Here is a 23,329-nt window from a genome sequence, read left to right as displayed (position 1 = left end):
CTTCATCCCCCGCATCCCCCGACGACGAAGGAGTTGCAGATGGCTGAGATCACGCGCGACGTGCTGATCGTGGGCGCCGGAGCCGCAGGGCTCACGGCGGCCAACGACCTGCGGAAGGCCGGACTGTCGGTCGCCGTGCTGGAGGCCCGCGACCGCGTGGGCGGCCGGCTGTGGACCGACGTGATCGACGGTGCGATGCTGGAGATCGGCGGCCAGTGGGTCTCGCCCGATCAGGACGCGCTCAAGGACACGATCGAGGAGCTGGGCCTCGAGACCTACAGCCGGTACCGCGAGGGCGACAGCGTCTACGTCGGCCCGGATGGCCAGGCCCACCGCTTCACGGGTGAGATGTTCCCGGTGTCGGCGGAGACCGAGGCCGTGATCGCCCGCATCACCGGCATCCTCGACGCCCTCGTCGCCGAGATCGACCCGGACCGCCCGTGGGAGCACCCGAACGCGGCCGAGTGGGACTCGATCTCGTGGGACGCCTGGCTGCGCGCGCAGACCGATGACGACGAGGCTGTTCGCAACCTCGCCTTCGCCACCGGCTCGGCGATGCTGACCAAGCCGACCCACGCGTTCTCGCTGCTGCAGTCGCTGCTCATGGCGGCCTCGGCCGGCTCGTACTCGAACCTCGTCGACGCGGACTTCATCCTCGACAAGCGCGTCGTCGGCGGGCTGCAGCAGGTGCCGCTGCGTCTCGCCGAGCGCCTGGGCGACGACGTGCTGCTGAACCAGCCCGTCCGCAGCCTGGAGTGGTCGGATGACGGGGTCGTGGCGACCACCGACGACCTCACGGTCCGGGCGCGGTATGCGATCCTCGCGCACGCCCCCATCCTCTACAACCGCATCTCGTTCGTCCCGCCGCTGCCGCGTCGTCAGCACCAGCTGCACCAGCACCTGTCGATGGGCTTCGTCATCAAGGTGCACGCGGTCTACGACCGCCCGTTCTGGCGCGAGCAGGGTCTGAGCGGCACGGCGTTCAGCCCGTACGAGCTCTCGCACGAGGCGTACGACAACACCAACCACGGCGACGAGCGCGGCACCCTGGTCGGCTTCGTGTCCGACGCGAACGCCGACGGCGTGTTCGAGCTGTCGGCCGAGGAGCGCAAGGAGCGCATCCTCGAGTCGCTCTCGCACTACTACGGTCCCGAGGCCAAGAACCCGGTCGTCTACTACGAGAGCGACTGGGGCAGCGAGGAGTGGACCCGCGGCGCGTACGCCGCGAGCTTCGACCTCGGGGGCCTGCACCGCTACGGCGCCGACCTGCGCACGCCGGTCGGCCCGATCCACTTCGCTTGCAGCGACATGGCCGGAGCGGGGTACCAGCACGTCGACGGGGCGATCCGCATGGGCCACCTCGTCGCCGCGAACATCGTCGACGCCCGTCGCGAGACCGGCGCTCCCGAGAGCATCGGCTGATGACCGGCTCGGTCGTCGTCGGCTACACGGCGACGGATGCGGGGGCCGACGCGGCGGCGCTGGGCGCGCGACTGGCGCGCAGCATCGGCGCGACCCTGCACCTCGTGATCGTGCTGCCGACCGAGGGCACCCGGAGCGCCGCCGTGCCGCCGGAGCGCGCCTACGAGGACGTCATCCGGAAGCAGGCGCGGAGCTGGCTGCAGGACGCGGTCGTGCGTCTGCCGCAGGAGCTCGTGCGCAGCGGCCACGTGCGCTTCTCGGAGTCGTTCGCGGAGGGCCTCATCGCCGCCGGTGAGGAGTTCGACGCCAGCGTCATCGTGATCGGCACGGCCGGCGGGGGCCTCTTCGGACGGCACCGCCTGGGCAGTGTCGCTTCGGAGCTGCTGCACTCCTCGCCGATCCCGGTGGCTCTCGCGCCGGCCGGTCTCGCGCAGCAGGACGACCACGTGCTCCCGCGCGTCACCGTCGCCGTCGGCACCCGTCCCGGCGCGGAGGGCGTGCTCGACCAGGCCGTCGCCCTCGCCGGAGCCGCCGAGGTGAGCCTGCGCCTGGTGTCCCTCGTTCCGTTCGACGTGCCGCCGGGGCTCGACACCGGCGCCATCCGCCTCGCCGGCAGCGAGCACGCGCACAAGGTGCTGGCCGTGGCCGCCGAGCGGCTGCCGGACGGTCTCGGCGCCGTCGTCGAGGAGGCCCCCGGCGAGACGGTGGAGGACGCCGTGGCCGGGCTCTCCTGGCTCCCCGGCGAGGTCGTGCTCGTCGGCTCCAGCCGGCTGGCGCAGCCGCGCCGCCTCTTCCTGGGCTCCACGGCGGCGAAGATGCTGCACGAGCTGCCCGTCCCCATGATCGTCGTCCCGCGTACCCGCGATGAAGCAGGAGACCGCTGATGAGCAGCACCAACCGGGCGACGGAGCCCGCATCCGGCGTCACGACCGGAATCTCGACGAAGGGCCTGAGCGCCGGCACCGTCGGTCTGATCGGCGCCGTCGTGATCGGCATCTCGTGCATCGCCCCCGCCTACACCTTCACGGCCGCCGTCGGCCCCACCGCGTCCGAGGTCGGCGCGCAGATCCCGGCGATCATCCTCGTCGGCTTCATCCCGATGCTCCTCGTGGCCTTCGGCTACCGCGAGCTCAACAACCGCATGCCCGACTCCGGCACCTCCTTCACCTGGGCCGCCAGGGCGTTCGGACCGTGGGTGGGCTGGATGGCCGGCTGGGGCCTCGTGGTCGCCACGATCCTCGTGCTCTCCAACCTGGCCGGCGTCGCGGTCGACTTCCTGTTCCTGCTGCTGTCGCAGATCACGGGCAATCCGGAGATCGCCGATCTCGCCGGCGTGACCTGGATCAACATCGGCGTCTGCCTGCTCTTCATGCTCGGCGCGACGTGGGTGTCGTACCGCGACATGCAGACCACGCAGAAGCTGCAGTACTGGCTGGTCGGATTCCAGATCCTCGTGCTCGTGTTCTTCGCGGTCGCCGCGATCGTGCAGGCCGTGGGCGGCAACGGCTTCGACTACCAGCCGTTCGACCTCAACTGGTTCAACCCGTTCGCGATCTCGTCGTTCAGCGCCGTCGCCGCCGGTCTGTCGCTGTCGATCTTCATCTTCTGGGGCTGGGACGTCACCCTCACCATGAACGAGGAGACGAAGGACCCGGAGAAGACCCCGGGGCGCGCGGCCACCGTCACCGTGCTCACGATCGTCTCGCTGTACCTGCTCCTCGCCGTCGCGATGATCATGTTCGCGGGCGTCGGCACGGGGGAGCTCGGCCTCGGCAACGGCGACATCCAGGAGAACGTGTTCTTCCACCTCTCCGGACCGATCCTCGGTCCGCTCGCGTTCCTCGTGTCGCTCGCGGTGCTGACGAGCTCGGCGTCGTCGCTGCAGTCGACGTTCGTCGGTCCGGCCCGTACCCTGCTCGCGATGGGCCACTACGGTGCGCTCCCGAAGTCGTTCGCGAAGGTGAGCCCGCGGTTCTTCACCCCCGGCTACGCCACGATCGTGTCGGCCATCGTGGCCTCCGCGTTCTACGCCGTGATGCGCGTGGTCAGCGAGGACACGCTGTGGGACACGATCCTCACGCTCGGCATGATGATCTGCTTCTACTACGGGATCACCGCGTTCGCCTGCGTCTGGTACTTCCGCAAGCAGTGGTTCGACTCGGCGCGGAACGTCTTCTTCACCTTCCTGTTCCCGCTGGTGGGCGGCATCATCCTGGCGATCCTGTTCTTCACCACGCTGATCGACTCCATGGACCCGGCCTACGGCTCCGGGTCGGAGATCGGCGGCATCGGGATCGTCTTCATCCTCGGCATCCTCATCATCGTCGTCGGCATCGCCGTGATGATCTGGAACGCCATCCGCCGCCCCGCCTTCTTCCGCGGTGAGACGCTGGGTATGGACGCTCCGCCCAGCCGCCGCCGTCGTCCCACGTCCGTCTGAAAGAGAGAGAATCCATGAGCACTCAGAACGAGCAGGCGCTGCTCGACAGCATCCCCACCGGCCTCTTCATCGGCGGGGAGCGGATCGAGGGGGAGACCGGCGCGACCTTCGACGTCAAGGACCCCTCGACCAACCAGGTGATCCGCACGATCGCCGACGCCACCCCCGCGGACGGCATTCGGGCGCTCGACGCGGCCGTCGCCGCGCAGGACGAGTGGGCCGCGACGGCGCCGCGCGTGCGCGGCGAGATCCTGCGCCGGGCGTTCGACCTCGTGCAGGAGCGCAAGGAGGACCTCGCGCTGCTGATGACGCTCGAGATGGGCAAGCCCCTCGCCGAGGCCCGCGGCGAGGTCGCGTACGGCGGCGAGTTCCTCCGCTGGTTCAGCGAGGAGGCCGTGCGCATCAGCGGCCGCTACGGCCTCAACCCCGAGGGCACCGGTCACATGATCGTGTCGCAGCGCCCCGTCGGCCCGTCGTTCTTCGTGACGCCGTGGAACTTCCCGTTCGCGATGGCCACGCGCAAGATCGCCCCGGCCCTCGCCGCCGGCTGCACCGTCGTGATCAAGCCCCCGGCACTCACGCCGCTCACGACCATCTTCTTCACGACCCTGCTCGAGGAGGCCGGTCTGCCGAAGGGCGTCGTCAACGTCGTGCAGACCTCGAAGTCGAGCGCCCTGTCCGCCCCGATCATCGCCGACCCTCGGCTGCGCAAGCTGTCCTTCACCGGATCGACCGAGGTCGGCCGCAAGCTCATCGCCCAGGCGGCCGAGGGCGTGCTGCGGGTCTCGATGGAGCTCGGCGGCAACGCCCCGTTCGTCGTGTTCGACGATGCGGACCTCGACAAGGCCGTGGACGGCGCTCTCGCCGCGAAGTTCCGCAACATCGGTCAGGCCTGCACGGCGGCGAACCGCTTCATCGTGCACAAGGACGTCGCGGGCGAGTTCGCCAAGCGCGTCACCGAGCGCGTCAACGGCATGAAGATCGGCCGCGGCACGGAAGAGGGTGTGGCGATCGGCCCGCTCATCGACGAGGACGCCGTGGCCAAGGCCGGCGAGCTCGTGGACGACGCCGTCGAGCGTGGCGCGACCCTGCTCGCGGGCGGCAAGGCGCTCGAGGGCACCGGCACGTTCTACGAGCCCACGGTCCTCACCGACGTGGTCCCCGGGTCCGCGATCCTCCGCGAGGAGATCTTCGGCCCGGTGCTCGCGATCGCGACCTTCGAGACCGAGGACGAGGCCGTGCGCCTCGCCAACGACACCGAGTACGGCCTTGTCTCCTACGTCTTCACCGAGAACCTGCAGCGCGGTCAGCGGATGATCGACGCGCTGGAGACCGGCATGATGGGTCTGAACGTGGGTGTCGTCTCCAACGCGGCGGCTCCCTTCGGCGGCGTCAAGCAGTCCGGCGTCGGTCGCGAGGGCGGCTTCGAGGGCATCCACGAGTACCTGTCCACCAAGTACACGCTGATCCCGGTCTCCTGACCGGCACGGCAAGAGGAGGAGAGACATGACCGACTACGCCGTCGTCAACCCCGCCACCGGCGAGACCCTGGCGTCGTACGACACGTTCACCGACGCGCAGATCGAGGAGGCCGTCGCGGCCGCCGACGAGGCGCACCGCGAGTGGTCGCGCTCCACCACGGTCGCCGACCGTGCCGCGCTGCTGCGCCGTGCAGCCGAGCTGCACCGGGAGCGCCGCGAGGAGCTGGCCGACATCTTCGTGCGCGAGATGGGCAAGCCGCGGGAAGCCGCACTCGGCGAGGTCGACTTCGCCGCCGACATCGCGGAGTACTACGCGGACCAGGCCGAGGACATCATGGCCGACCAGCCCATCAAGATCCTCGGGGAGGGGTCGGCGATCATCCGCCGTTCCTCGCTGGGGCCGCTCGTGGGCATCATGCCGTGGAATTTCCCGGCGTACCAGATCGTGCGCTTCGCCGCGCCGAACCTGATCGTCGGCAACACGATCCTCCTGAAGCCCGCGCCGCAGTGCCCGGAGTCGTCGAGCGCGATCGAGGCGATCTACCACGACGCCGGCTTCCCGAAGGGCGCGTACCAGAACGTGCTTGCCACGAACGACCAGATCGCGGCGATGATCGCGGACTGGCGGGTGCAGGGCGTGTCGCTGACCGGCTCCGAGCGCGCCGGCGCCGCGGTCGCCGAGGTCGCCGGGCGCAATCTCAAGAAGGTCGCGCTGGAGCTCGGCGGGTCCGACCCGTTCATCGTGCTCTCCACCGACGACCTCGACGCCACCGTGCAGGCGGGTGTGGACGCGCGGCTCGACAACAACGGTCAGGCCTGCAACGGCGCCAAGCGCTTCATCATCGTCGACGACCTCTACGACGCGTTCGTGGAGAAGTTCACGGCGGCGATGGCGGCCGTCGAGGCGACCGATCCCACGCTGGAGGACACGGTCCTCGGCCCGGTCTCGTCGGAGGCGGCGGCCGAGAACCTGCAGAAGCAGATCGACACCGCCGTGGCCCAGGGTGCGACCCTCCTCACGGGCGGCACGCGCGACGGGGCGTTCTTCGCACCGACCGTGCTCGCCGACGTGACCCCGGAGATGGACGTCTACCGCGAGGAGCTGTTCGGCCCCGCGGCGGTCGTGTACCGCGTCGCGGACGAGGATGCGGCGGTCGCGCTGGCCAACGACACCACGTTCGGTCTCGGCTCCTACGTCTTCACGACGGACGAGGCGCAGGCGGAGCGGGTGGCCGACCGGATCGAGGCGGGCATGGTCTACGTGAACCTCGTGCTCGCCGACAGCCCCGAGCTCCCGTTCGGCGGCATCAAGCGCAGCGGCACGGCCCGCGAGCTCGGCCACCTGGCCGCCGACGAGTTCGTCAACAAGAAGCTGATCCGCATCGGCTGACCGTCGACCCACCCCCTTGCGGCCGAGCGGCCCCCTTGCGTACGCACGCAAGGGGGCCGCTCGCACGAGAGGGGCCGGGCCAGTGGGGTGCGCGTCGAGGACGGACGAGGCACAATGGCGGCATGAGTGCGCACACGGATCCGGTCCAGACCCTCACCGCGGAGCAAAGCTGGGAGCACCTGCGCAGCCAGGAACTCGGGCGGCTCGTCACCAGGGTCGGCGAGACCATCGACATCTTCCCCGTGAACTACGCCGTCGACGGCGAAGGGCTCCTGTTCCGCACGGCCCCGGGGAGCAAGCTGTTCGAGCTGACGGTCAACGCCGACGTGCTCTTCGAGGTCGACGACCACACGGACACCGCCGCCTGGAGCGTCATCGTGCGCGGGCGTGCGCAGGCTCTGGAGACCGACGCCGACCTCGAGCGGGCGGAGGCGGCGGGCCTGCGCCCGTGGATCCCGACCGACAAGCGGGTGTACGTGCGCATCGCCCCGGCATCGGTGTCCGGCCGCGCGTTCCAGCGCGATCCCGAGCCCGACCGGGACGGCCCGCAGGAGTACTGAGCCCGGCCCGGGGAGGCCTCGGCGGGCGTAGGGTCGGGGTATGGCCAACGTCGCTGAGAACATCGTCAAGACTCTGAACGCCAACGGAGTCGACCGGGTCTACGGCATCCCGGGCGACTCCCTGAACGGACTCACGGACGCCCTCCGCAAGGACGGCCGGATCCGGTGGGTGCACGTGCGCCATGAGGAGTCCGCAGCCTTCGCCGCAGCGGCCGACGCCGGCACCACCGGAGACCTCGCCGTCGTGGCGGGCTCGTGCGGCCCCGGCAACCTGCACCTCATCAACGGCCTGTACGACGCGCAGCGTTCCCGGGTGCCGGTGCTCGCCATCGCCGCCCACATCCCGACCGTCGAAATCGGCACCGGGTACTTCCAGGAGACCCACCCGCAGGAGCTGTTCCGCGAGTGCAGCGTCTACGTCGAATACGTCGCGGACCCGTCACAGATGCCGCGGCTGATGGAGATCGCGATGCGCGCGGCCATCGAGCAGCGCGGCGTCGCCGTCCTCGTGATCCCCGGTGACGTGGCGCTGTCGGAGATCGCGGACGACCGCGCCGTGGTGATCGAGCGCGCCCGCCCGCTGATCCAGCCCAGCGGCCCGGAGCTGGAGAAGGCCGCGACCATGCTGAACGCCGCCAAGAAGGTCACCATCCTCGCCGGGGCCGGCGTGGAGGGCGCGCACGACGAGGTGATCGCGCTCGCCGATGCGCTCGGAGCCCCGATCGTCCACGCGCTGCGCGGCAAGGAGTTCATCGAGTACGACAACCCGTTCGATGTCGGGATGACCGGGCTGCTCGGCTTCGCGTCGGGCTACCGGGCCATGGAGGCCGCCGACACGCTCCTCGTCCTCGGCAGCGACTTCCCATACGAGCAGTTCTATCCGGAGCACGCGACCACCATCCAGGTCGACATCCGCGGGTCCCAGCTCGGCAAGCGCCACCCGCTCGACCTCGGCCTCGTCGGTGACGTGAAGGCCACCGCCGAAGCCCTGCTGCCCCGCCTCGCGCGGAAGGACGACCGCGGCCACCTCGACGACGCCGTGACCCACTACCGGAAGACGCGGAAGAAGCTCGACGAGCTCGCGGTGCCGGCCAAGGGCACGCGGCCCATCCACCCGCAGTACCTGGCACGTCTGCTGGACGAGTACGCCGCCGACGACGCGATCTTCACCGCCGACGTGGGGTCGCCGACCGTCTGGGCCGCGCGGTATCTGTCCATGACCGAGGGGCGCCGGCTGATCGGATCGTTCACGCACGGCTCGATGGCGAACGCTCTGATGCACGGGATCGGCGCGCAGGTCGCGCATCCGGACCGTCAGGTCGTGGCGCTCGCCGGCGACGGCGGCCTCGCGATGATGCTCGGCGAGCTGCTCACGCTCACCCAGAACGGGCTCCCGGTCAAGACGATCGTGGTGAACAACTCGTCGCTGAACTTCGTGGAGCTGGAGATGAAGGCCGCCGGCTTCGTCACCTACGGCACGGGGCTCGACAACCCCAGCTTCGCCGCGATCGCCGAGGCCATGGGGATCTTCGCCCGTCGTGTGGAGCGCAGCGAAGATCTGCCGGAGGCGGTCCGCGAGGTCCTCGCGCACGACGGTCCCGCGCTGCTCGACGTCGTGACCGAGCGGCAGGAGCTGTCCATGCCACCTGCGATCGAGGCCGCGCAGGTCAAGGGCTTCGCGCTCTACGCGATCCGCACGGTCATGTCGGGTCGCGGCGACGAGCTGCTCGACCTCGCACGGGCGAACTGGCGTCAGCTCTTCTGACGCGGCGTTCCGCCACGCGACTCCGGCTCGGGACCCTCTGCGGATCCCGAGCCGGTGTCGTGTCAGCTCTCGACGAGGGTCCTGACCTCGGCGGCCTCGGCGTGTCGCCCCAGCGCCTCCAGCACATCGCCGAGCTCCAGCGCCGCCACCTGACGCAGCGGCGGGAAGCCCTCGGCATGCTCCAGGGCGCTCCGGTACACCGGCACGGCATCGGCGGGGCGGTCGTTCCCCGCGAGCACCCGGCCCGCGAACAGTTCCGAGCTGCCGGCCGCCCCCTGGTCGCCGAGCGCCGCGAAACCGTCGGCGGCGGTGAGGGCGGCGGCGACGGCCTCATCGATCCGGCCCAGCTGGGCCAGTGCGCGGCCGCGGGAGTCGGTCACGTCGGCGAGCAGCCAGCCGGCTTCGTGCTCCTGGGCGAGGGCGGCGACCTCGTCGAAGAGGGGGAACGCGCGCTCATCACCCCGGCCTGCGTAGGCCTGGCCGAGGCTGTGCAGCACCTCGGACAGCGCGCCAACGGCCTCGGGGGCACGCCGCGCGATGTCCGCAGCGCCCTCCAGCAGCCGCACCGCGTCGTCGTGCTCCTCGAACCGGGCGAGGATCTTCGCCTGCTCCGTCATGGCCATGGCCTGGTCGGCGTGCGCCTCCGCCTGTCCGAACAGTTCGGCCGCGTAGCCGTGCGCTCCGACCGCCTGACCGTACTCTCCGGACTCGGCGAGCGACCGCGCCAGGAGGGAGGCGGTCATGGCGCGGGAGCCGGCGGGGGTCTCGGCGATCTCCTCGCGCTGGAGCACGTCGCCGAAGAGCTCCGCGGCCTCTTCCGCGTCTCCGGCACGGAGCATCGCCCTGGCCAGCCGGAAGTCGACGCCGGTGCGATCGCCCTCGTCCTGGAGCCGGGCGGCCAGACGGTAGCGCGTGACGGCCTTCTCGGGCTGCTCGGCGTCCTCCCAGAGCGCACCCGCGAGCACGTGCGCGTCGGCGAGAGCGCGGGTGGCGCCGAGTTCGGCGAGCAGGCGGCACACCTCGTCGGCGTCGACGGCCCCGTCCTGGTACGCACCCGTGCCGCCGCGCACGCGGGCCCGGGTCCGCAGCGCGTGGGCCCGGTGGCCGGCGGAGAGGTCGTCCTGGGCGAGGAAGCGGTCGAGGAGCGTGCGACCGGCGTCCAGGTCGCCCTTGCTCAGCACCGCGCCGATCGCCACGAGCGTCGTGGTGTTGGACAGCCGGGTGTCCTCGGCCTCGGCGAACGAGCGGGCGGCGAGCTCGGCGAGGTCGAGCGCCGCATCCGGCTCCTCCGCCCGGAGGTGCAGCGACGCGCGGCTGATCGCCAGGTCGCCTCGCGACCACGCGGGAAGACGGTCGGCCTCAGCCAGCTCCTCTTCGAGCGCCGCCATGGTCTCGTCGGTGTGCAGGCCGAACGTCGCCAGGCCCAGACGCTCCTCGAGGTCGGCCTGCACGTCGTTCCCGGCGGCCCGCAGCGCGGCGATCCGGTCGGGAAGCAGGCGCTCGGCGTCCTCCACTCGGTCGAGCGCGACGAGGATGCCGAGGTGCATCGACAGGAGCTGCGCGCGCTGGGCGGCGTCATCGACTTCCAGGGCGTGCGGGAGTGCGGCGAGGGTCTCCTGCTCGGCGCCGAACTGCGCGAGCTGCATCGCCCGCTCGTACCAGGCCTGCGGATCTGCCGGAGCGGTGGCGGGAGCGGGAGCGACGAACGCGTCGGAGCGGATCGGGACGTCGTAGCTCTCGTCGGCGAGAGCACGCATCCGGGCGAGGCTGCGAGCGTGGCCGTCGGTGCCGTCCCGCTCGTCGAAGTCCGCGCCGATGCGCTCCGCCGTCGACCAGGCGGTCGCGGCCAGGTCGGCGGCGCTCCACGGGCCGTCGTGCGCGCCCAGCAGCGACACGAGCGCCGGGGCATCGGCGCCGCGGACCGGGGTGTCGCCGTGACCGGCGGCGGTGACGCGGTCCAGAGCGACCGCGAAGGCGGTGAGGGCGGCAAAGTGCGCGTCGACGTTGAGGCCGTCGTGGGCCAGCCACGCGATGTGCTTCTCGATCAGAGCCAGTGCCCGCGCCTCGTTGCCGGTGATCGCGGCGAACACGATGTTGTTGGCCACGATGCGCAGGTTGTCGGGGTTGTCCTTCGCCAGGCGGTAGCTGCGCAGGTGCGCGGTCTTCGCCTCCTCCGTGCGGCCGGCGCGGAGGTAGGGGAGGAGGACGCGGGAGAGCGCATGCTCCGGCTCCTCGCCGCAGGAGAAGCCGCCTTCGATCATCTCCTCGACGAGGCGGATGGCGTCGGCGTCGCGGTCGGTCTCCGCGAAGAAGCCCGCGAACTGGCTGCGGCTGCACGCGTCGCAGTGGCTGTGCTCGTCGCGCGGCGTGGCCTCGAGCTGCACCCGCAGGGCTTCGGCGGCGTCGAACCGCCCCGCGTCCCAGGCGTCCTCGAAACGGGCGGTCAGCACGCCGCTGAGGCCGAGTCCTGCGGCGCGGTAGTGCGCCTCCATGTCGTCGAGCACCGCGGCGATCTGCTCCTGCGAGAAGGCGGGGGAGGAGCGCAGGGACGACGCCATCCACTTGAACTGCCACATGAGGTCGGCGCCGCCGTTGTCGAGGTCGGCGGGGAACCGCTGCGGGTCGGCGTCGTGATGCGCGAGGCACCAGGCGAACGAGTTGAGCATGACGTCGGTGGCCCCGACCATGTTCGCCGACGCGGTCTGGCGCATCCGGGCCTCGTACTCCAGCCGTTCGTCGCCGATCTCGATGGCCAGCGCGACGGCCTCCGCCACGAGGGCCTGCTCGGCCGGGCCCCAGGGGGTGCGATCGATCTCCTCGATGAGCTGCTGGAAGCGCTTCTTCGGACGTGCCATGGAGGGCCCTTTCGGGTAGTCGGGGGTGTCAGCGCGCGTCGAAGGGAAGCGTGTCCCCCTCGATGCCGGCGGAGAGCGAGACGAGGTCGGAGAGGGCGCTGGTCATGAGGGCCCGGTCGGCGTCCGAGAGCGGGTGATGTCCCGCGAGGAGCGCCTGGATGTAGAGCAGCTGGACCGTGCGCGTGAACACGGCGTCGTCCTCGACGCGGACGAGGGCGCGGACGACGCGGTTCGACCAGTTCAGGCACAGTCGCGCCGTGAGGTCGTCGTCCCGTGCGGAGGAGAGCGTCTGATCGATCCGGTCGAGCACCCCGCCCCAGAGCGTGCTCGCGATGCCCTTGGTGCGCCCGCGGTCGATCGTGCGCAGCACCTCGGGATCCGCGACGTAGAGTCCGGTCAGCTCGGGGCGATCGATCGCCCTGACGACGACGGCACAGTCGGAGGCGGCGAGCACGGCGCCGGCGCGGGACTCCAGCGACATCGCGATGTCCCGGTCGTCCAGCGGCGGCGGGTCGAGGCGGTCGAGTTCCCCGGTCACGTCGACCTTCTCCACCGTGACCTGCGGGTAGAGGTCGGGGAGCAGGCGGATCAGGTCGGCGTCGTAGAGGTAGCCGCCGTTGACGAGCACCTCGTCCGAGGGGGAGATGCCCGCCACCTGGCGGAACTCGTCGACCGTCTGGGCGTAGCGCACGTGCGGGTACCGTTCCACGAGCTCGCCGATCCGCAGCGTGCCGTGCGTCGTCTCCACGGTGAGCCAGCGGGTGATGAAGCGCGCGAGCTCTTCGTCGTGGCGCACCAGGGACTTGAGTCCGACCTCGTGCACCGCGACGAACTGCGCGAGGCGATGCGGTTCGCGCAGCCCGAGCTCGAGCACCCAGCGGCGGATCCCGGCACCCAGCTGCTCCCGGACGTGCTCCAGGGCCGTGTCCTCGACGAGGGACTCGCGGCTCGCGGTCGGCGCGAGGCCGGTGGAGTCGACGACGGCGCGAACGAAGAAGGCCCAGTCGGGCAGCACGTCGTCGACGCGTTCGGACAGCAGCATGCGCCCCAGGTACATGCGGGTCGCCTGCCGGGCGCCGGGCGGAGGAGCGAAGGGCAGGACATACGCCAGGCCCTGCGTCCCGGTCGCCGGCTCGCTCAGCGGGATCACGTCCAGCGGGGCGGCCCCGAGCAGGTCGCGACCGTACTGCACGGCCGCCTCGACATCGGCGGCGGGGTCGAGGAAAGGAGGCTCGCGCGTCACGTCGATATCCCCGCCGGGCGCGTCGATGGTCACCCGCACCGGCAGGAACTCCCCGAACGTGGTCGCGAGCTCGTGCACGGCCGCCGGCCGCAGCAGCTCGTCGGCGTCGAAGCGCGGCACGAGGTGCACGCTGGTGCCGATCGGGAGGTCGTCGTCGATCTCCGTGACGCGGAAGGTGCCGTCCGCGCTGCCCGTCCACTCCACCGCGGAGCCGCCTCTGGCGCTGCGGGAGCGGATGACGATGGTGTCGGCGACCATGAAGCAACTCAGCAGCCCGATACCGAACTGGCCGAGGAAGTCGCTCCGGGGGAGGTCGAAGATGTCCCGTTTGGAGCTGCGCCCGACGGTCGCGAGCAGATCGGCGACCTCGGCGGCGGTCAGGCCCACGCCGTCGTCGCGGAGCACGAACTCGTCCGACTGCGCGGTCAGCGGCGTGATCCGGATGCGGCTGCCGCCCCCGTCGACCTCACGGCGCGCGGCGATCGCGTCCCTCGCGTTCTGGAGCAGTTCCCGCAGATAGACCCGGGGGCTGGAGTAGATGTGCCGGCTGAGCAGATCGACGACTCCGCGCAGGTCCACCTGGAACTGCTGCACATCCCCACTCACATGCGTCCCTTCCTGCTTCGTCCGCCCGCCGAGCCTAGCAACAACGCCGGTTCCGCTTCCTGTTCGGCACCACCGGATCGATGCCGTATGCTTGGTGAGCAGTTGTTCTCTGCATTCTTTCGCCGTGCCTGGCGTCTACGACATCGGCCGGTGGCAGGGTGGGGAGGGCATCCCCGAGACCTCCGGGTCTCTAGGGCGGTAGCTCAATTGGCAGAGCAGCGGTCTCCAAAACCGCAGGTTGCAGGTTCGATTCCTGTCCGCCCTGCGCGTCAGCGCACGCTGACACACGAAAGGTACATTCAGGATGGATCAGGACGAACCGCGCGGCGACGTCGTCGCGGCCGGCGCCACGCGCCAGAAGAAGGGCAACCCCTTCTCCCGGTTCTTCGGGGGCATCGCCCTGTTCATCCGCCAGGTCATCGCCGAACTGCGCAAGGTCGTCACCCCGACCCGCAAGGAGCTTTTCAAGTTCACGGGTGTGGTGCTCGTCTTCGTCCTGATCGTCATGGGCATCGTCTACGGTCTCGACTACGTCTTCGGGCTCCTGACGCACTACGTGTTCGGAATCCCTGGCTGATGACCCCCGCGGCAACCGCCGCAGCTATGGAGAAGAAGCAACGTGTCTGAACGATATTCCGACGACGCCGACTGGGCGACCGCCGCAGAGCAGTCCAGCGAGGAGGACGAGGCCCAGGAGGGCAACGTGCTCGCCGCCGAGGAGCTCTCGGTCACCTCTGCCGAGCACGTCGCGGTCCACGTCGAGGACGAGGACGGCGAGCAGGAGACGGAAGACATCGACATCGACATCGACGACCCGGAGGCGGACGCCATCGTGAACGACGCTCTGAACCTGGACGAAGCCGCGGAGTCCGAAGCCGCCGCCGAGGTCCTCAACGATTCCGTGGCCGAAGAGGTCGCGGAGCAGGAGGCCGAAGCGGCCGACGAGGTCACCCCGTACGAGGGTCCCGACGTGAACGGCGAGGACGACCGTCCCGCCGCCGAGTCGGACGAGGACGAATCGGCGTCCGAGGAAGACCCGTACGAGGCCTTCCGCATGGACCTGCGCATGCTCCCGGGCAAGTGGTACGTCATCCACTCGTACGCCGGCTTCGAGCGCAAGGTCAAGGCGAACATCGAGCAGCGCAAGTCGACGCTCGAGGTCGAGGACGAGATCTACCAGGTCGAGGTCCCGATGGAGGACGTCGTCGAGATCAAGAACGGCCAGCGCAAGATGGTCACCCGCGTGCGCATCCCCGGCTACGTGCTGGTGCGCATGGAGCTCACGGAAGACACCTGGTCGGTCGTGCGGCACACCCCCGGCGTCACCGGCTTCGTGGGCAACGCGCACAACCCGACGCCGCTGCGCTTCGAAGAGGCCTTCAACATGCTGAAGTCCCTCGTCGAGGTCAAGGACGTCCCGACCGCCAAGAACATCGCGGCCAAGGGGGGCGTCGCCGTCGCCCGTCCGCTTCCCGCCGAGGTCGACTTCGAGGTCGGCGAGACCATCACGATCAAGGAGGGCTCGTTCGCGGGTCTTCCGGGTTCGATCAGCGAGATCAAGCCCGAGAGCGGCAAGCTCACGGTGCTCGTCTCCCTCTTCGAGCGCGAGACCCCGGTCGAGCTGTCGTTCGACCAGGTCACCAAGATGATCTGACACTGTCACGAAAACGGCCGCCTCTTCCGAGGCGGCCGTTTTCTTCCCCCGACCCACCCCCTTTCGTGTCTCCCGGCCCGTTGCGGACGCACGTACAGGGCCGGCTCGCACGCAAGGGGCCGGCTCGCCAGTGGGGGAGTGATCGGGTAGACTTACGTGGTTTGTGTGCCGCTTCGGCGTGCACAGGGACGACCACGGGCCGGAAAGGCCGGAGCCGTGGGAGAAGCGGATGCTCGCATCCGCCTCGAGGAAAGGAAAGAGAATGGCACCGAAGAAGAAGGTGACCGGCCTGATCAAGCTTCAGATCAACGCCGGTGCCGCCAACCCGGCGCCGCCGATCGGCCCCGCGCTCGGTCAGCATGGCGTCAACATCATGGAGTTCTGCAAGGCGTACAACGCCGCGACCGAGTCGCAGCGCGGCAACGTCATCCCCGTCGAGATCACCGTCTACGAGGACCGCAGCTTCACCTTCGTCCTGAAGACCCCGCCCGCGGCGGAGCTCATCAAGAAGGCGGCCGGCGTGCAGAAGGCCTCGGCCACCCCGCACACCGTCAAGGTCGGCAAGATCACCAAGGACCAGGTCCGTCAGATCGCCGAGCAGAAGCAGGCCGACCTGAACGCGAACGATATCGAGGCCGCCTCGAAGATCATCGCCGGCACCGCCCGCTCCATGGGCATCACGGTCGAGGGCTGAGGAGAATAATCATGGCTACCAAGTCCAAGGCTTACAAGGCTGCCGCCGAGAAGATCGAGGCAGACCGTTTCTACACGCCGTCCGAGGCCGTCGCGCTCGCGAAGGAGACCGGTTCGGCGAAGTTCGACTCGACCGTCGAGGTCGCGCTGAAGCTCGCCGTCGACCCCCGCAAGGCGGACCAGATGGTGCGCGGCACCGTCATCCTGCCCCACGGCACCGGTAAGACCGCCCGCGTCATCGTGTTCGCCACCGGCCCCGCGGCCGAGGCTGCGATCGCGGCCGGCGCCGATGAGGTCGGCGGTGCCGAGCTCATCCAGAAGGTCGCCGACGGCTGGACCAACTTCGACTCCGCGGTCTCGACCCCGGAGCTCATGGGCCAGGTCGGCCGTCTCGGCAAGGTGCTCGGTCCCCGTGGCCTGATGCCGAACCCGAAGACCGGCACCGTGACTCCGAACCCGGCCAAGGCCGTCGAGGAGATCAAGGGCGGAAAGATCGAGTTCCGCGTCGACAAGCACGCCAACGTGCACTTCGTCATCGGCAAGGCCTCGTTCTCTGCCGAGCAGCTGAACGAGAACATCGACGCCGCTCTCGAGGAGATCGTCCGCCTCAAGCCGTCCAGCGCCAAGGGCCGTTACATCCAGAAGGGTGCGGTGTCGACCACGTTCGGCCCCGGCATCCCGCTGGACGTCAACGCCATCTGACGCGTCGACGGGTCTCGCACCCGTCACACACCGAACGCCCCCGGGTCCGCCCGGGGGCGTTCTGCGTTCCCGAAGGCGTCGCCACCCCGACATCCGGCGTCATGCGATGCGGGGAAGGTCGGAGGCGACGCGTACTGTGGGGGAGTTCCCGCGGTCGTCGCGTAAACTCGCATCCGCGCTTTCTCGCCCCAGGAGGGTCCATGTCCCGTCGTCTCATCGCTGTCACCGCACTCGTCGTCGCCGCCGCGGCCCTGACCGCCTGCAGCGGCTCGAGCACGCCCACGAGCACCGACGGCGAGAGCGCCGCCGGCTCCGACTTCGGCCTGGTGAAGGACGGCACGCTGACGGTCGCGACCGAGGGCACCTACCGCCCGTTCAGCTTCCACGACGACGGCGGCTCCGGTGACCTCACCGGCTACGACGTCGAGATCATCCAGGCGGTCGCCGACGAGCTCGGCCTGAAGGTCGAGTTCCAGGAGACGCAGTGGGACGCGATCTTCGCGGGACTCGATGCCGGCCGCTTCGACGTGATCGCGAACCAGGTGTCCATCAACGACGAGCGCGAGGCCAAGTACCTCTTCAGCGCCCCGTACACGGTGTCGCCCGGAGTGATCGTGGTCAAGGAGGACGATGACTCCATCTCGTCCTTCGACGACCTCGAGGGCAAGACGACGGCCCAATCCCTCACGAGCAACTGGTACGAGCTGGCCACAGAGTCCGGCGCCAAGGTCGAGGGCGTCGAGGGCTGGGCGCAGGCCGTGGAGCTCCTCCGCCAGGGGCGTGTGGACGCGACCGTCAACGACAAGCTGACCTTCCTCGACTATGAGACGACCAACAGCCCGACGGGCCTGAAGATCGCTGCAGAGACCGACGAAGCCGGGGAGCAGGCCTTCGTGTTCACGAAGGACAAGGAGGCGCTCGTCGATGCGGTCAATGAGGCGCTCGACACGCTCCGGGCCGACGGCACCCTGGCCGAGATCAGCGAGAAGTACTTCGGCGAAGACGTCTCGCAGTAGGCGATGCAGAATCCCTGGGAGCTCTTCTTCTCCTCGCTCGGTCCGATCGCCTGGGCGGGGCTGACGGCGACGATTCCGCTCGCCCTGGTGTCGTTCGCCCTGGGGCTCGTGATCGCGATCGGCATGGCGCTGATGCGGATCTCGGTGCATCCGGTCGTGTCCGGCATCGCGCGGTTCTACATCTCGGTGATCCGCGGAACGCCGATGCTCGTGCAGCTCTTCGTGATCTTCTACGGACTGCCGTCCGTCGGGGTGACCCTCGATCCGTGGCCGAGCGCCATCATCGCCCTTTCGCTCAATGTCGGCGGCTACGGCGCCGAGGTCGTGCGGGCGGCGATCCTCTCGGTGCCGAAGGGGCAGTGGGAGGCCGCGTACACGGTCGGGATGAACCGCACCCGCACGCTGACCCGCATCATCCTGCCGCAGGCCGCCCGGGTGTCGGTACCGCCGCTGTCCAACACGTTCATCTCGCTCGTGAAGGACACTTCCCTCACGTCGCTGATCCTCGTGACGGAGCTGTTCAAGGTGGCGCAGCAGATCGCCTCCACCACACTTGAGTTCATGGTGGTGTATCTTGCCGCGGCGCTCGTCTACTGGGTGATCTGCCTGGTGCTCTCCTTCGGGCAGAGCGCCCTGGAGAGGAGGCTCGACAGCCGTGTCGCGCACTGACCCCACGACCGGACCGCTGCTCACCGCCCGCGGGCTGCACAAGAGCTTCGGCGCCACCGAGGTGCTCCGCGGCTTCGACCTCACCCTGCACCGCGGCGAGGTCGTGGTGCTCATCGGGCCGAGCGGCTCTGGCAAGACGACCGTCTTGCGGGCCCTGAACGGCCTGGAGACGCCGGACGCCGGCACCATCGCGATGGCCGGGGGTCCGGAGATCGACTTCGCACCGGAGGTCCGCCCGAAGCCCCGCGTCGCGAAGCAGCAGCGGCTCGCCTTGCGCGACCGGTCGGCGATGGTTTTCCAGCACCACAACCTCTTCCCGCACCTGACCGTGCTGGAGAACGTGATCGAAGGGCCGTGGCGGGTGCAGGGCCGTCCGAAGGACGACGTCGTCGCCGAGGCTCAGGCGCTGCTCGCCCGGGTCGGTCTCGCCGACAAGGCGGACGCGCGGCCGCATCAGCTCTCCGGCGGGCAGCAGCAGCGGGTGGGCATCGTGCGGGCGCTGGCCCTGCAGCCGGACCTGCTGCTGTTCGACGAGCCGACAAGCGCGCTCGACCCGGAGCTCGTGGGAGAGGTGCTGCTCGTCATCAAGGAGCTCGCCGACGAGGGATGGACGATGGCCGTCGTCACCCACGAGCTGAGCTTCGCTCGCGAGGCCGCAGACCACGTGCTCTTCCTGGATGGCGGTGTCGTCGTGGAGCAGGGGCCGCCCGCCGAGCTCTTCAGCGCCCCGCAGCACGAGCGCACGCAACGGTTCCTCACCCGCATCCTCCGGCCCCTCGACGGCGCGTGAGCCCTCGACCCCGACGGGATTCGATGGCAGGATGCGGTGCGTGGGCACCATCGACGACTATCTGACCGACCTCGACGCCGCGGATCGTGCGGTGATCGATGGCGTGTATGGGATCGCCACGGAGGAGGTACCGGAGGCGGAGCAGGGCAAGGGCTACGGCATGCCGGCGCTCGTGTACGCCGGCAAGCCGCTGCTCTCGGTGATGCGTGCGAAGAAGCACATCGGCGTCTACCCGTTCAGCCCCGTGGCGGTCGCTGCCGTGGCGGAACTCCTCGCAGGTCACCCCGGGGTCAGCCTCGACAAGGGGACGATCCGGTTCCAGCCGGAGCATCCCCTGCCGGTGGAGGCGGTCCGCGCGCTCATCCGGGCGCGGGTGTCGCAGATCGACGCGGCGTGAGGGGCTAGGCGCCCAGCACCGGGAGCACGAGGCTCACCGCCAGCGTGATCATCACGACCGCGATCACCGCGTCGAGGATCCGCCAGGAGCGCGGGGTGCGCAGCCACCGTCCGAGGTAGCGGGCGCCGAAGCCGAGAGCGGTGAACCAGAGAAGGCTCGCGGCGACCGCGCCGGCGGCGAACAGCCACCGTTCCTCCCCGTGCGTCGCCGCGATCGAGCCGAGCATCAGCACCGTGTCGAGGTACACATGCGGGTTCAGCCACGTCAACGCCAGCGTCGTGAGGATCACCGGGGCGAGGCGGGTGCGGGTGAGCGTGCCGGTGCCCCCGGACGCCTCGAGGACCGGTGCGTCGCCCCCGTCGACCACCAGCTCCTCGCCGCCCCGCCAGGCCCGCCGCGCCGCGAGCAGTCCGTATCCGAGCAGGAACAGCGCCCCCGCCCAGCGAGCCACGACGACGAGCCAGGGTGCGGCGGACAACAGGAACCCGAGCCCGGCGACGCCGGCGATGATCAGCACGGCGTCGGAGAGGGCGCAGACGATCACGACGGCGAGGACGTGCTCGCGCCGTATCCCCTGGCGCAGCACGAAGACGTTCTGCGCGCCGATCGCGACGATGAGCGACAGGCCGAGGCCGAGACCGGCGAGGACGGTGAGCATGTGTCGAGCCTATGGGGGCTGAGCATGAGGTGCAGCGAAGATTCCTTCCGCACCATTAGCATCACTGATGTGAGGATCGACCCGGAGCTCGCCGCCACGCTTGCCGCCGTCGCCGACGAGGGCACCCTCGATGCCGCGTCGCGTCGGCTGCAGGTCACCCCGTCGGCGGTCAGTCAGCGTCTCAAGGCGCTGGAGCAGCACCTCGGACGGATCCTCCTCGTGCGCAGCAAGCCGGTCCGCCTCACCGAGGCGGGAGAATCCGTCGTGCGGCTCGCGCGGCAGATCGCCCTCCTCGAAGAGGATGCTCTCGCGGGAGTCGGAATCGAGGGGAGTGCCGAGGGGCGGCGCATCAGCGTGCCGCTCGCCGTCAACGCGGATTCGATGGCGACCTGGTTCCTGGCTCCGATGGCCCGGCTCTCCGCCGCGCACGACATCGATGTCGACCTGCACCGCGACGATCAGAACTTCACCGCCCGCCTGCTCGAATCGGGCACGGTCATGGCGGCGGTGACGAGCGAGGCCACGGCGGTCGCAGGCTGCACGGTCACGGCGCTCGGCGTGCTCGAATACCGCGCCATGGCCGAACCCGCCTATGCCCGTCGCTGGTTCCCGGACGGGGTGACCCGGGATGCTCTGGCGCGCGCGCCGTTCGTCGATTTCGACCGCCGGGACACCCTGCAGCACGAGTGGCTGGCCGCGCGGGGGGTGCCGGCGGCCGGCGTTCCCCGGCACTACGTGCCCGCATCGCACGACTATGCGCTCGCGGTCGGTCTCGGCCTCGGATGGGGGATGGTGCCGCGACTGCAGGAGGTGCCCGGTCTCGTGGCGCTCGGCGGTCCGACCCTGCGCGTGGCGCTGTACTGGCAGCAATGGAACCTGCGCTCCGCGCTCCTCGACACGATCGCGTCCGAGGTCGCGGGGGAGGCGGCCCGCGTGCTCTCTCGCGAACCCTGACGGAGAGTGAGCGTCCCGGCGGCTGCGGGGCTTCGGTCGACTCAGTCGGCGAGGGCGAGAGCGCGGAAGGCGTCGCGCTCGCGGAGCTGCTCGCGGCGGCTATCCACGGGGGAGGCGGAGCGGGCCGGGACGGTGCGTCCGGTCGTGCGGCGGTACAGCTCGTCGATGAGATCGGTGGCGAGCCCGACGAGCTTCGCGATCTCGCGCTCGTCGCGATCGATCCATACGCAGCGGGGCTCGTCGTGGATGGGGGAGAAGTCGACGTGCTCCTCCCACACGAACAGGGTGCGCTCGGCGCCCAGCACGTGCTGCTGCCACCACACCTGGCGCAGGTAGGTGCGGGGGATCCCCCGGAAGGCCTTGTTGGTGGTCTTGATCTCCGCGAGGCTGACGCGACCATCCGCATCCACCGAGATGCCATCGGGGGTCGCCAGGTGGCGGTGCTCGACCTCGGCGCGGAACAGCGCGGAGGAGGGGAAGATGCCGTGCGTGGCCGCGACCCAGGCGGCGATCTCCGGCTCGCGGCGCCGGCCGTGGTCGGTGTAGGCGTTGCCGCCGAACCGCGGCCCGCCGCCGAGCTTGGCGTCGGCAGCACGGGCGATCGAGCGCTCGCTGGTGAGTCCGGCGACGTCGGTCGCCGTGATGCCGCGCGATCGTGCCCTCATCCAGGCCACGCGGTCGCGTGAGTCCGCGACGATGCGAGCTTGGAGTTCCGGGGTCACCAGAAGACTCTAACTCTCCCCCACCCCCGCTCCCGCCGTACACGCCGCCCCCTCGCCCGACCCACCCCCTTGCGTGCATCCCGGCCCCCTACGGACGCGCGCAAGGGGGTGGCTCGCACGAAAGGGGGTGGGCCGAGGGCGAGAGGTGTCTTCCTGCACAGGAGCGGGAAGGGAGAGAAAGGGTGTGGGGAACTGGGGGAAGGCGGGGGAGTGGCGAGAGGAGGGGCGAGAGTCGGGGGGATGAGACAGGTGAGTGTGGACGAGATACGGGGGATGCTCCTCGGCCGTCGGCGGCTGGAGGAGGAGGGGTGGGGGTCTCGGACGCTCCACGCCGCGGTGGAGGGGCGGCAGCTGCATCACGTGCGACGGGGGTGGTACCTCGCGCTGCGGACCTGGAGTGAGCTCGCCCCGGAGTCCCGGCACCGTGCGGAGGTGGTGGCCGCCGACCTCGCGGCCTCGGGGACTCGGCCTGTGTTCTCGCATGCCTCGGCCGCGGTGCTGTGGGGACTGCCGCTGTACCGGGTGCGTCCGACGAGGGTCCATGTGACGGCGCCACCGGACCGTCGGCACAGCACGTCCGGGATCCTGCGGCACGAGGGCACTGTCTCACCCGGCGACATCGTGGAGCGCGACGGCATCCGCTGCACCTCCCTCGCCCGGACGGTCGTCGACCTCGCCCGGACGGTCTCTCCGGAGGCGGCTCTCGCGGCAGCCGATGCCGCTCTCGCTCTGGTCGGCGGTGACCCGTGGGAGTTCGACGACACCGCGGAGCAGGCTCTCCTGGCGGACCTCGCGGCTCGGGTGCGCCGGCCACGGCTCCGCGGCATCGTGCAGGCGCGCCGGATCGTGGGCCTTGCCGACGGGCGTGCGCAGCTGCCGCTGGAGAGCGTGACGCGATATCGGCTCCATCAGCTCGGCTTCGGCAGACCGCGGCTGCAGGTACCGGTGGACGCACCGCGCGGCGGTCGGTTCTGGCTGGACATCGCCGTCGACCAGTGCCGCACTTTCGTGGAGTGCGACGGCCGCGACAAGTATCTGGATGACGAGCTCCGCGGGGAGCGCACCGCGGAGAGGGTCGTGTTGGACGAGAAGATCCGCGAGGACTGGGTGCGCGGAACCACCGGCTGGCGGGTGATCCGGGTGACCAGCGCGGACGTCGCCTCCCTCGCCACAGCCGACGCGCACTTCCGTGCCTTCGGCCTCTTCGCCCGTTGAGCCGTCGACCCACCCCCTTCCGCGCGCCCCGGCCTCTTGCGTGCGGCCGTAGGGGGCCGGGAGGCACCGAAGGGGGTGGGTCGACGGGAAGAGGACA

General features: G+C 70.2%; 21 protein-coding genes and 1 tRNA gene. 18 read left to right on the top strand and 4 right to left on the bottom strand.

Translation table 11 applies throughout. The features are described from left to right. The first annotated feature begins 39 nt into the window (after positions 1 to 39). The 7 genes from WFJ36_RS12550 to poxB all read left to right on the top strand — a co-directional run bounded on the left by WFJ36_RS12550 (position 40) and on the right by poxB (position 9,058). Entirely contained in the window at positions 40 to 1,422 is a 1,383-nt protein-coding gene (locus WFJ36_RS12550; protein ID WP_071328920.1) for a flavin monoamine oxidase family protein, read from the top strand. Next, on the top strand, positions 1,422 to 2,306 hold the full coding sequence (locus tag WFJ36_RS12545) for a universal stress protein (RefSeq protein ID WP_071328919.1): 885 nt from the start codon (positions 1,422 to 1,424) through the stop codon (positions 2,304 to 2,306). Before WFJ36_RS12550 ends, WFJ36_RS12545 begins: the two co-directional genes overlap by 1 nt. Continuing rightward, entirely contained in the window at positions 2,306 to 3,862 is a 1,557-nt protein-coding gene (locus WFJ36_RS12540; protein ID WP_062765097.1) for an APC family permease, read from the top strand. Before WFJ36_RS12545 ends, WFJ36_RS12540 begins: the two co-directional genes overlap by 1 nt. Before the next feature lie 14 nt (positions 3,863 to 3,876). After that, entirely contained in the window at positions 3,877 to 5,343 is a 1,467-nt protein-coding gene (locus tag WFJ36_RS12535) for an NAD-dependent succinate-semialdehyde dehydrogenase (RefSeq protein ID WP_336643397.1), read from the top strand. Between the two features lie 25 nt (positions 5,344 to 5,368). Next, the gene (locus WFJ36_RS12530; protein ID WP_071328917.1) at positions 5,369 to 6,733 is read left to right on the top strand and encodes an NAD-dependent succinate-semialdehyde dehydrogenase; all 1,365 of its coding nucleotides are present in this window, start codon (positions 5,369 to 5,371) and stop codon (positions 6,731 to 6,733) included. A gap of 122 nt (positions 6,734 to 6,855) precedes the next feature. After that, entirely contained in the window at positions 6,856 to 7,293 is a 438-nt protein-coding gene (locus tag WFJ36_RS12525; RefSeq protein WP_071328916.1) for a pyridoxamine 5'-phosphate oxidase family protein, read from the top strand. 40 nt (positions 7,294 to 7,333) lie between these two features. After that, on the top strand, positions 7,334 to 9,058 hold the full coding sequence (gene poxB / locus WFJ36_RS12520; RefSeq protein WP_336643396.1) for a ubiquinone-dependent pyruvate dehydrogenase: 1,725 nt from the start codon (positions 7,334 to 7,336) through the stop codon (positions 9,056 to 9,058). A 62-nt stretch (positions 9,059 to 9,120) separates the two neighbouring features. On the opposite strand, the gene WFJ36_RS12515 is transcribed toward poxB, so the two are convergent. Together WFJ36_RS12515 and WFJ36_RS12510 are read right to left on the bottom strand one after the other, a co-directional pair. Beyond that, positions 9,121 to 11,913, bottom strand: coding sequence for a hypothetical protein (locus WFJ36_RS12515; protein WP_336643395.1), 2,793 nt, complete (start codon positions 11,911 to 11,913; stop codon positions 9,121 to 9,123). Between the two features lie 28 nt (positions 11,914 to 11,941). Next, on the bottom strand, positions 11,942 to 13,762 hold the full coding sequence (locus tag WFJ36_RS12510; protein ID WP_336643394.1) for an HSP90 family protein: 1,821 nt from the start codon (positions 13,760 to 13,762) through the stop codon (positions 11,942 to 11,944). Between the two features lie 192 nt (positions 13,763 to 13,954). Here WFJ36_RS12510 and WFJ36_RS12505 point away from each other — a divergent pair. The 9 genes from WFJ36_RS12505 (at position 13,955) to WFJ36_RS12465 (ending at position 19,683) form a co-directional block, all read left to right on the top strand. Continuing rightward, positions 13,955 to 14,027 (top strand) — tRNA-Trp (locus tag WFJ36_RS12505). Positions 14,028 to 14,066: 39 nt separating this feature from the next. After that, positions 14,067 to 14,339 carry a preprotein translocase subunit SecE gene (secE, locus tag WFJ36_RS12500; RefSeq protein ID WP_025102339.1) on the top strand — a complete coding sequence of 91 codons (273 nt, stop codon included), beginning with the start codon at positions 14,067 to 14,069 and terminating at the stop codon, positions 14,337 to 14,339. 42 nt (positions 14,340 to 14,381) lie between these two features. After that, a complete protein-coding gene (gene nusG, locus WFJ36_RS12495; RefSeq protein ID WP_025102338.1) occupies positions 14,382 to 15,416 on the top strand; it encodes a transcription termination/antitermination protein NusG in 1,035 nt (344 codons plus the stop codon). Positions 15,417 to 15,678: 262 nt separating this feature from the next. Continuing rightward, positions 15,679 to 16,110, top strand: coding sequence for a 50S ribosomal protein L11 (gene rplK / locus WFJ36_RS12490; protein ID WP_025102337.1), 432 nt, complete (start codon positions 15,679 to 15,681; stop codon positions 16,108 to 16,110). An 11-nt stretch (positions 16,111 to 16,121) separates the two neighbouring features. After that, complete coding sequence (gene rplA, locus WFJ36_RS12485; RefSeq protein ID WP_025102336.1) at positions 16,122 to 16,811, top strand: 50S ribosomal protein L1; 690 nt, start codon at positions 16,122 to 16,124, stop codon at positions 16,809 to 16,811. A 200-nt stretch (positions 16,812 to 17,011) separates the two neighbouring features. Continuing rightward, on the top strand, positions 17,012 to 17,827 hold the full coding sequence (locus WFJ36_RS12480; RefSeq protein ID WP_336643393.1) for an amino acid ABC transporter substrate-binding protein: 816 nt from the start codon (positions 17,012 to 17,014) through the stop codon (positions 17,825 to 17,827). Positions 17,828 to 17,830: 3 nt separating this feature from the next. Then, complete coding sequence (locus tag WFJ36_RS12475; RefSeq protein WP_025102334.1) at positions 17,831 to 18,496, top strand: amino acid ABC transporter permease; 666 nt, start codon at positions 17,831 to 17,833, stop codon at positions 18,494 to 18,496. Continuing rightward, complete coding sequence (locus WFJ36_RS12470; RefSeq protein ID WP_071328911.1) at positions 18,483 to 19,286, top strand: amino acid ABC transporter ATP-binding protein; 804 nt, start codon at positions 18,483 to 18,485, stop codon at positions 19,284 to 19,286. Before WFJ36_RS12475 ends, WFJ36_RS12470 begins: the two co-directional genes overlap by 14 nt. A gap of 40 nt (positions 19,287 to 19,326) precedes the next feature. Continuing rightward, a complete protein-coding gene (locus tag WFJ36_RS12465) occupies positions 19,327 to 19,683 on the top strand; it encodes an iron chaperone (protein ID WP_071328910.1) in 357 nt (118 codons plus the stop codon). 4 nt (positions 19,684 to 19,687) lie between these two features. Here WFJ36_RS12465 and lysE read toward each other — a convergent pair whose 3' ends face one another. Then, a complete protein-coding gene (gene lysE, locus WFJ36_RS12460) occupies positions 19,688 to 20,341 on the bottom strand; it encodes an L-lysine exporter (RefSeq protein ID WP_292788248.1) in 654 nt (217 codons plus the stop codon). Positions 20,342 to 20,410: 69 nt separating this feature from the next. On the opposite strand from lysE, the gene WFJ36_RS12455 reads away from it, so the two are divergent. Continuing rightward, a complete protein-coding gene (locus tag WFJ36_RS12455) occupies positions 20,411 to 21,295 on the top strand; it encodes a LysR family transcriptional regulator ArgP (RefSeq protein ID WP_177173820.1) in 885 nt (294 codons plus the stop codon). Positions 21,296 to 21,336: 41 nt separating this feature from the next. On the opposite strand, the gene WFJ36_RS12450 is transcribed toward WFJ36_RS12455, so the two are convergent. Beyond that, complete coding sequence (locus WFJ36_RS12450; protein WP_071328907.1) at positions 21,337 to 22,017, bottom strand: YqaJ viral recombinase family protein; 681 nt, start codon at positions 22,015 to 22,017, stop codon at positions 21,337 to 21,339. A 240-nt stretch (positions 22,018 to 22,257) separates the two neighbouring features. On the opposite strand from WFJ36_RS12450, the gene WFJ36_RS12445 reads away from it, so the two are divergent. Beyond that, positions 22,258 to 23,232, top strand: coding sequence for a hypothetical protein (locus WFJ36_RS12445; RefSeq protein WP_336643391.1), 975 nt, complete (start codon positions 22,258 to 22,260; stop codon positions 23,230 to 23,232). Positions 23,233 to 23,329: the final 97 nt, after the last annotated feature.

Origin of the sequence: Microbacterium sp. MMO-113 (genome assembly GCF_037148555.1) — a bacterium.
Lineage (GTDB): Bacteria > Actinomycetota > Actinomycetes > Actinomycetales > Microbacteriaceae > Microbacterium.
The sequence above is the reverse complement of the archived record's forward strand: the minus strand, read 5'-3'. Positions and strand labels throughout refer to the sequence as shown.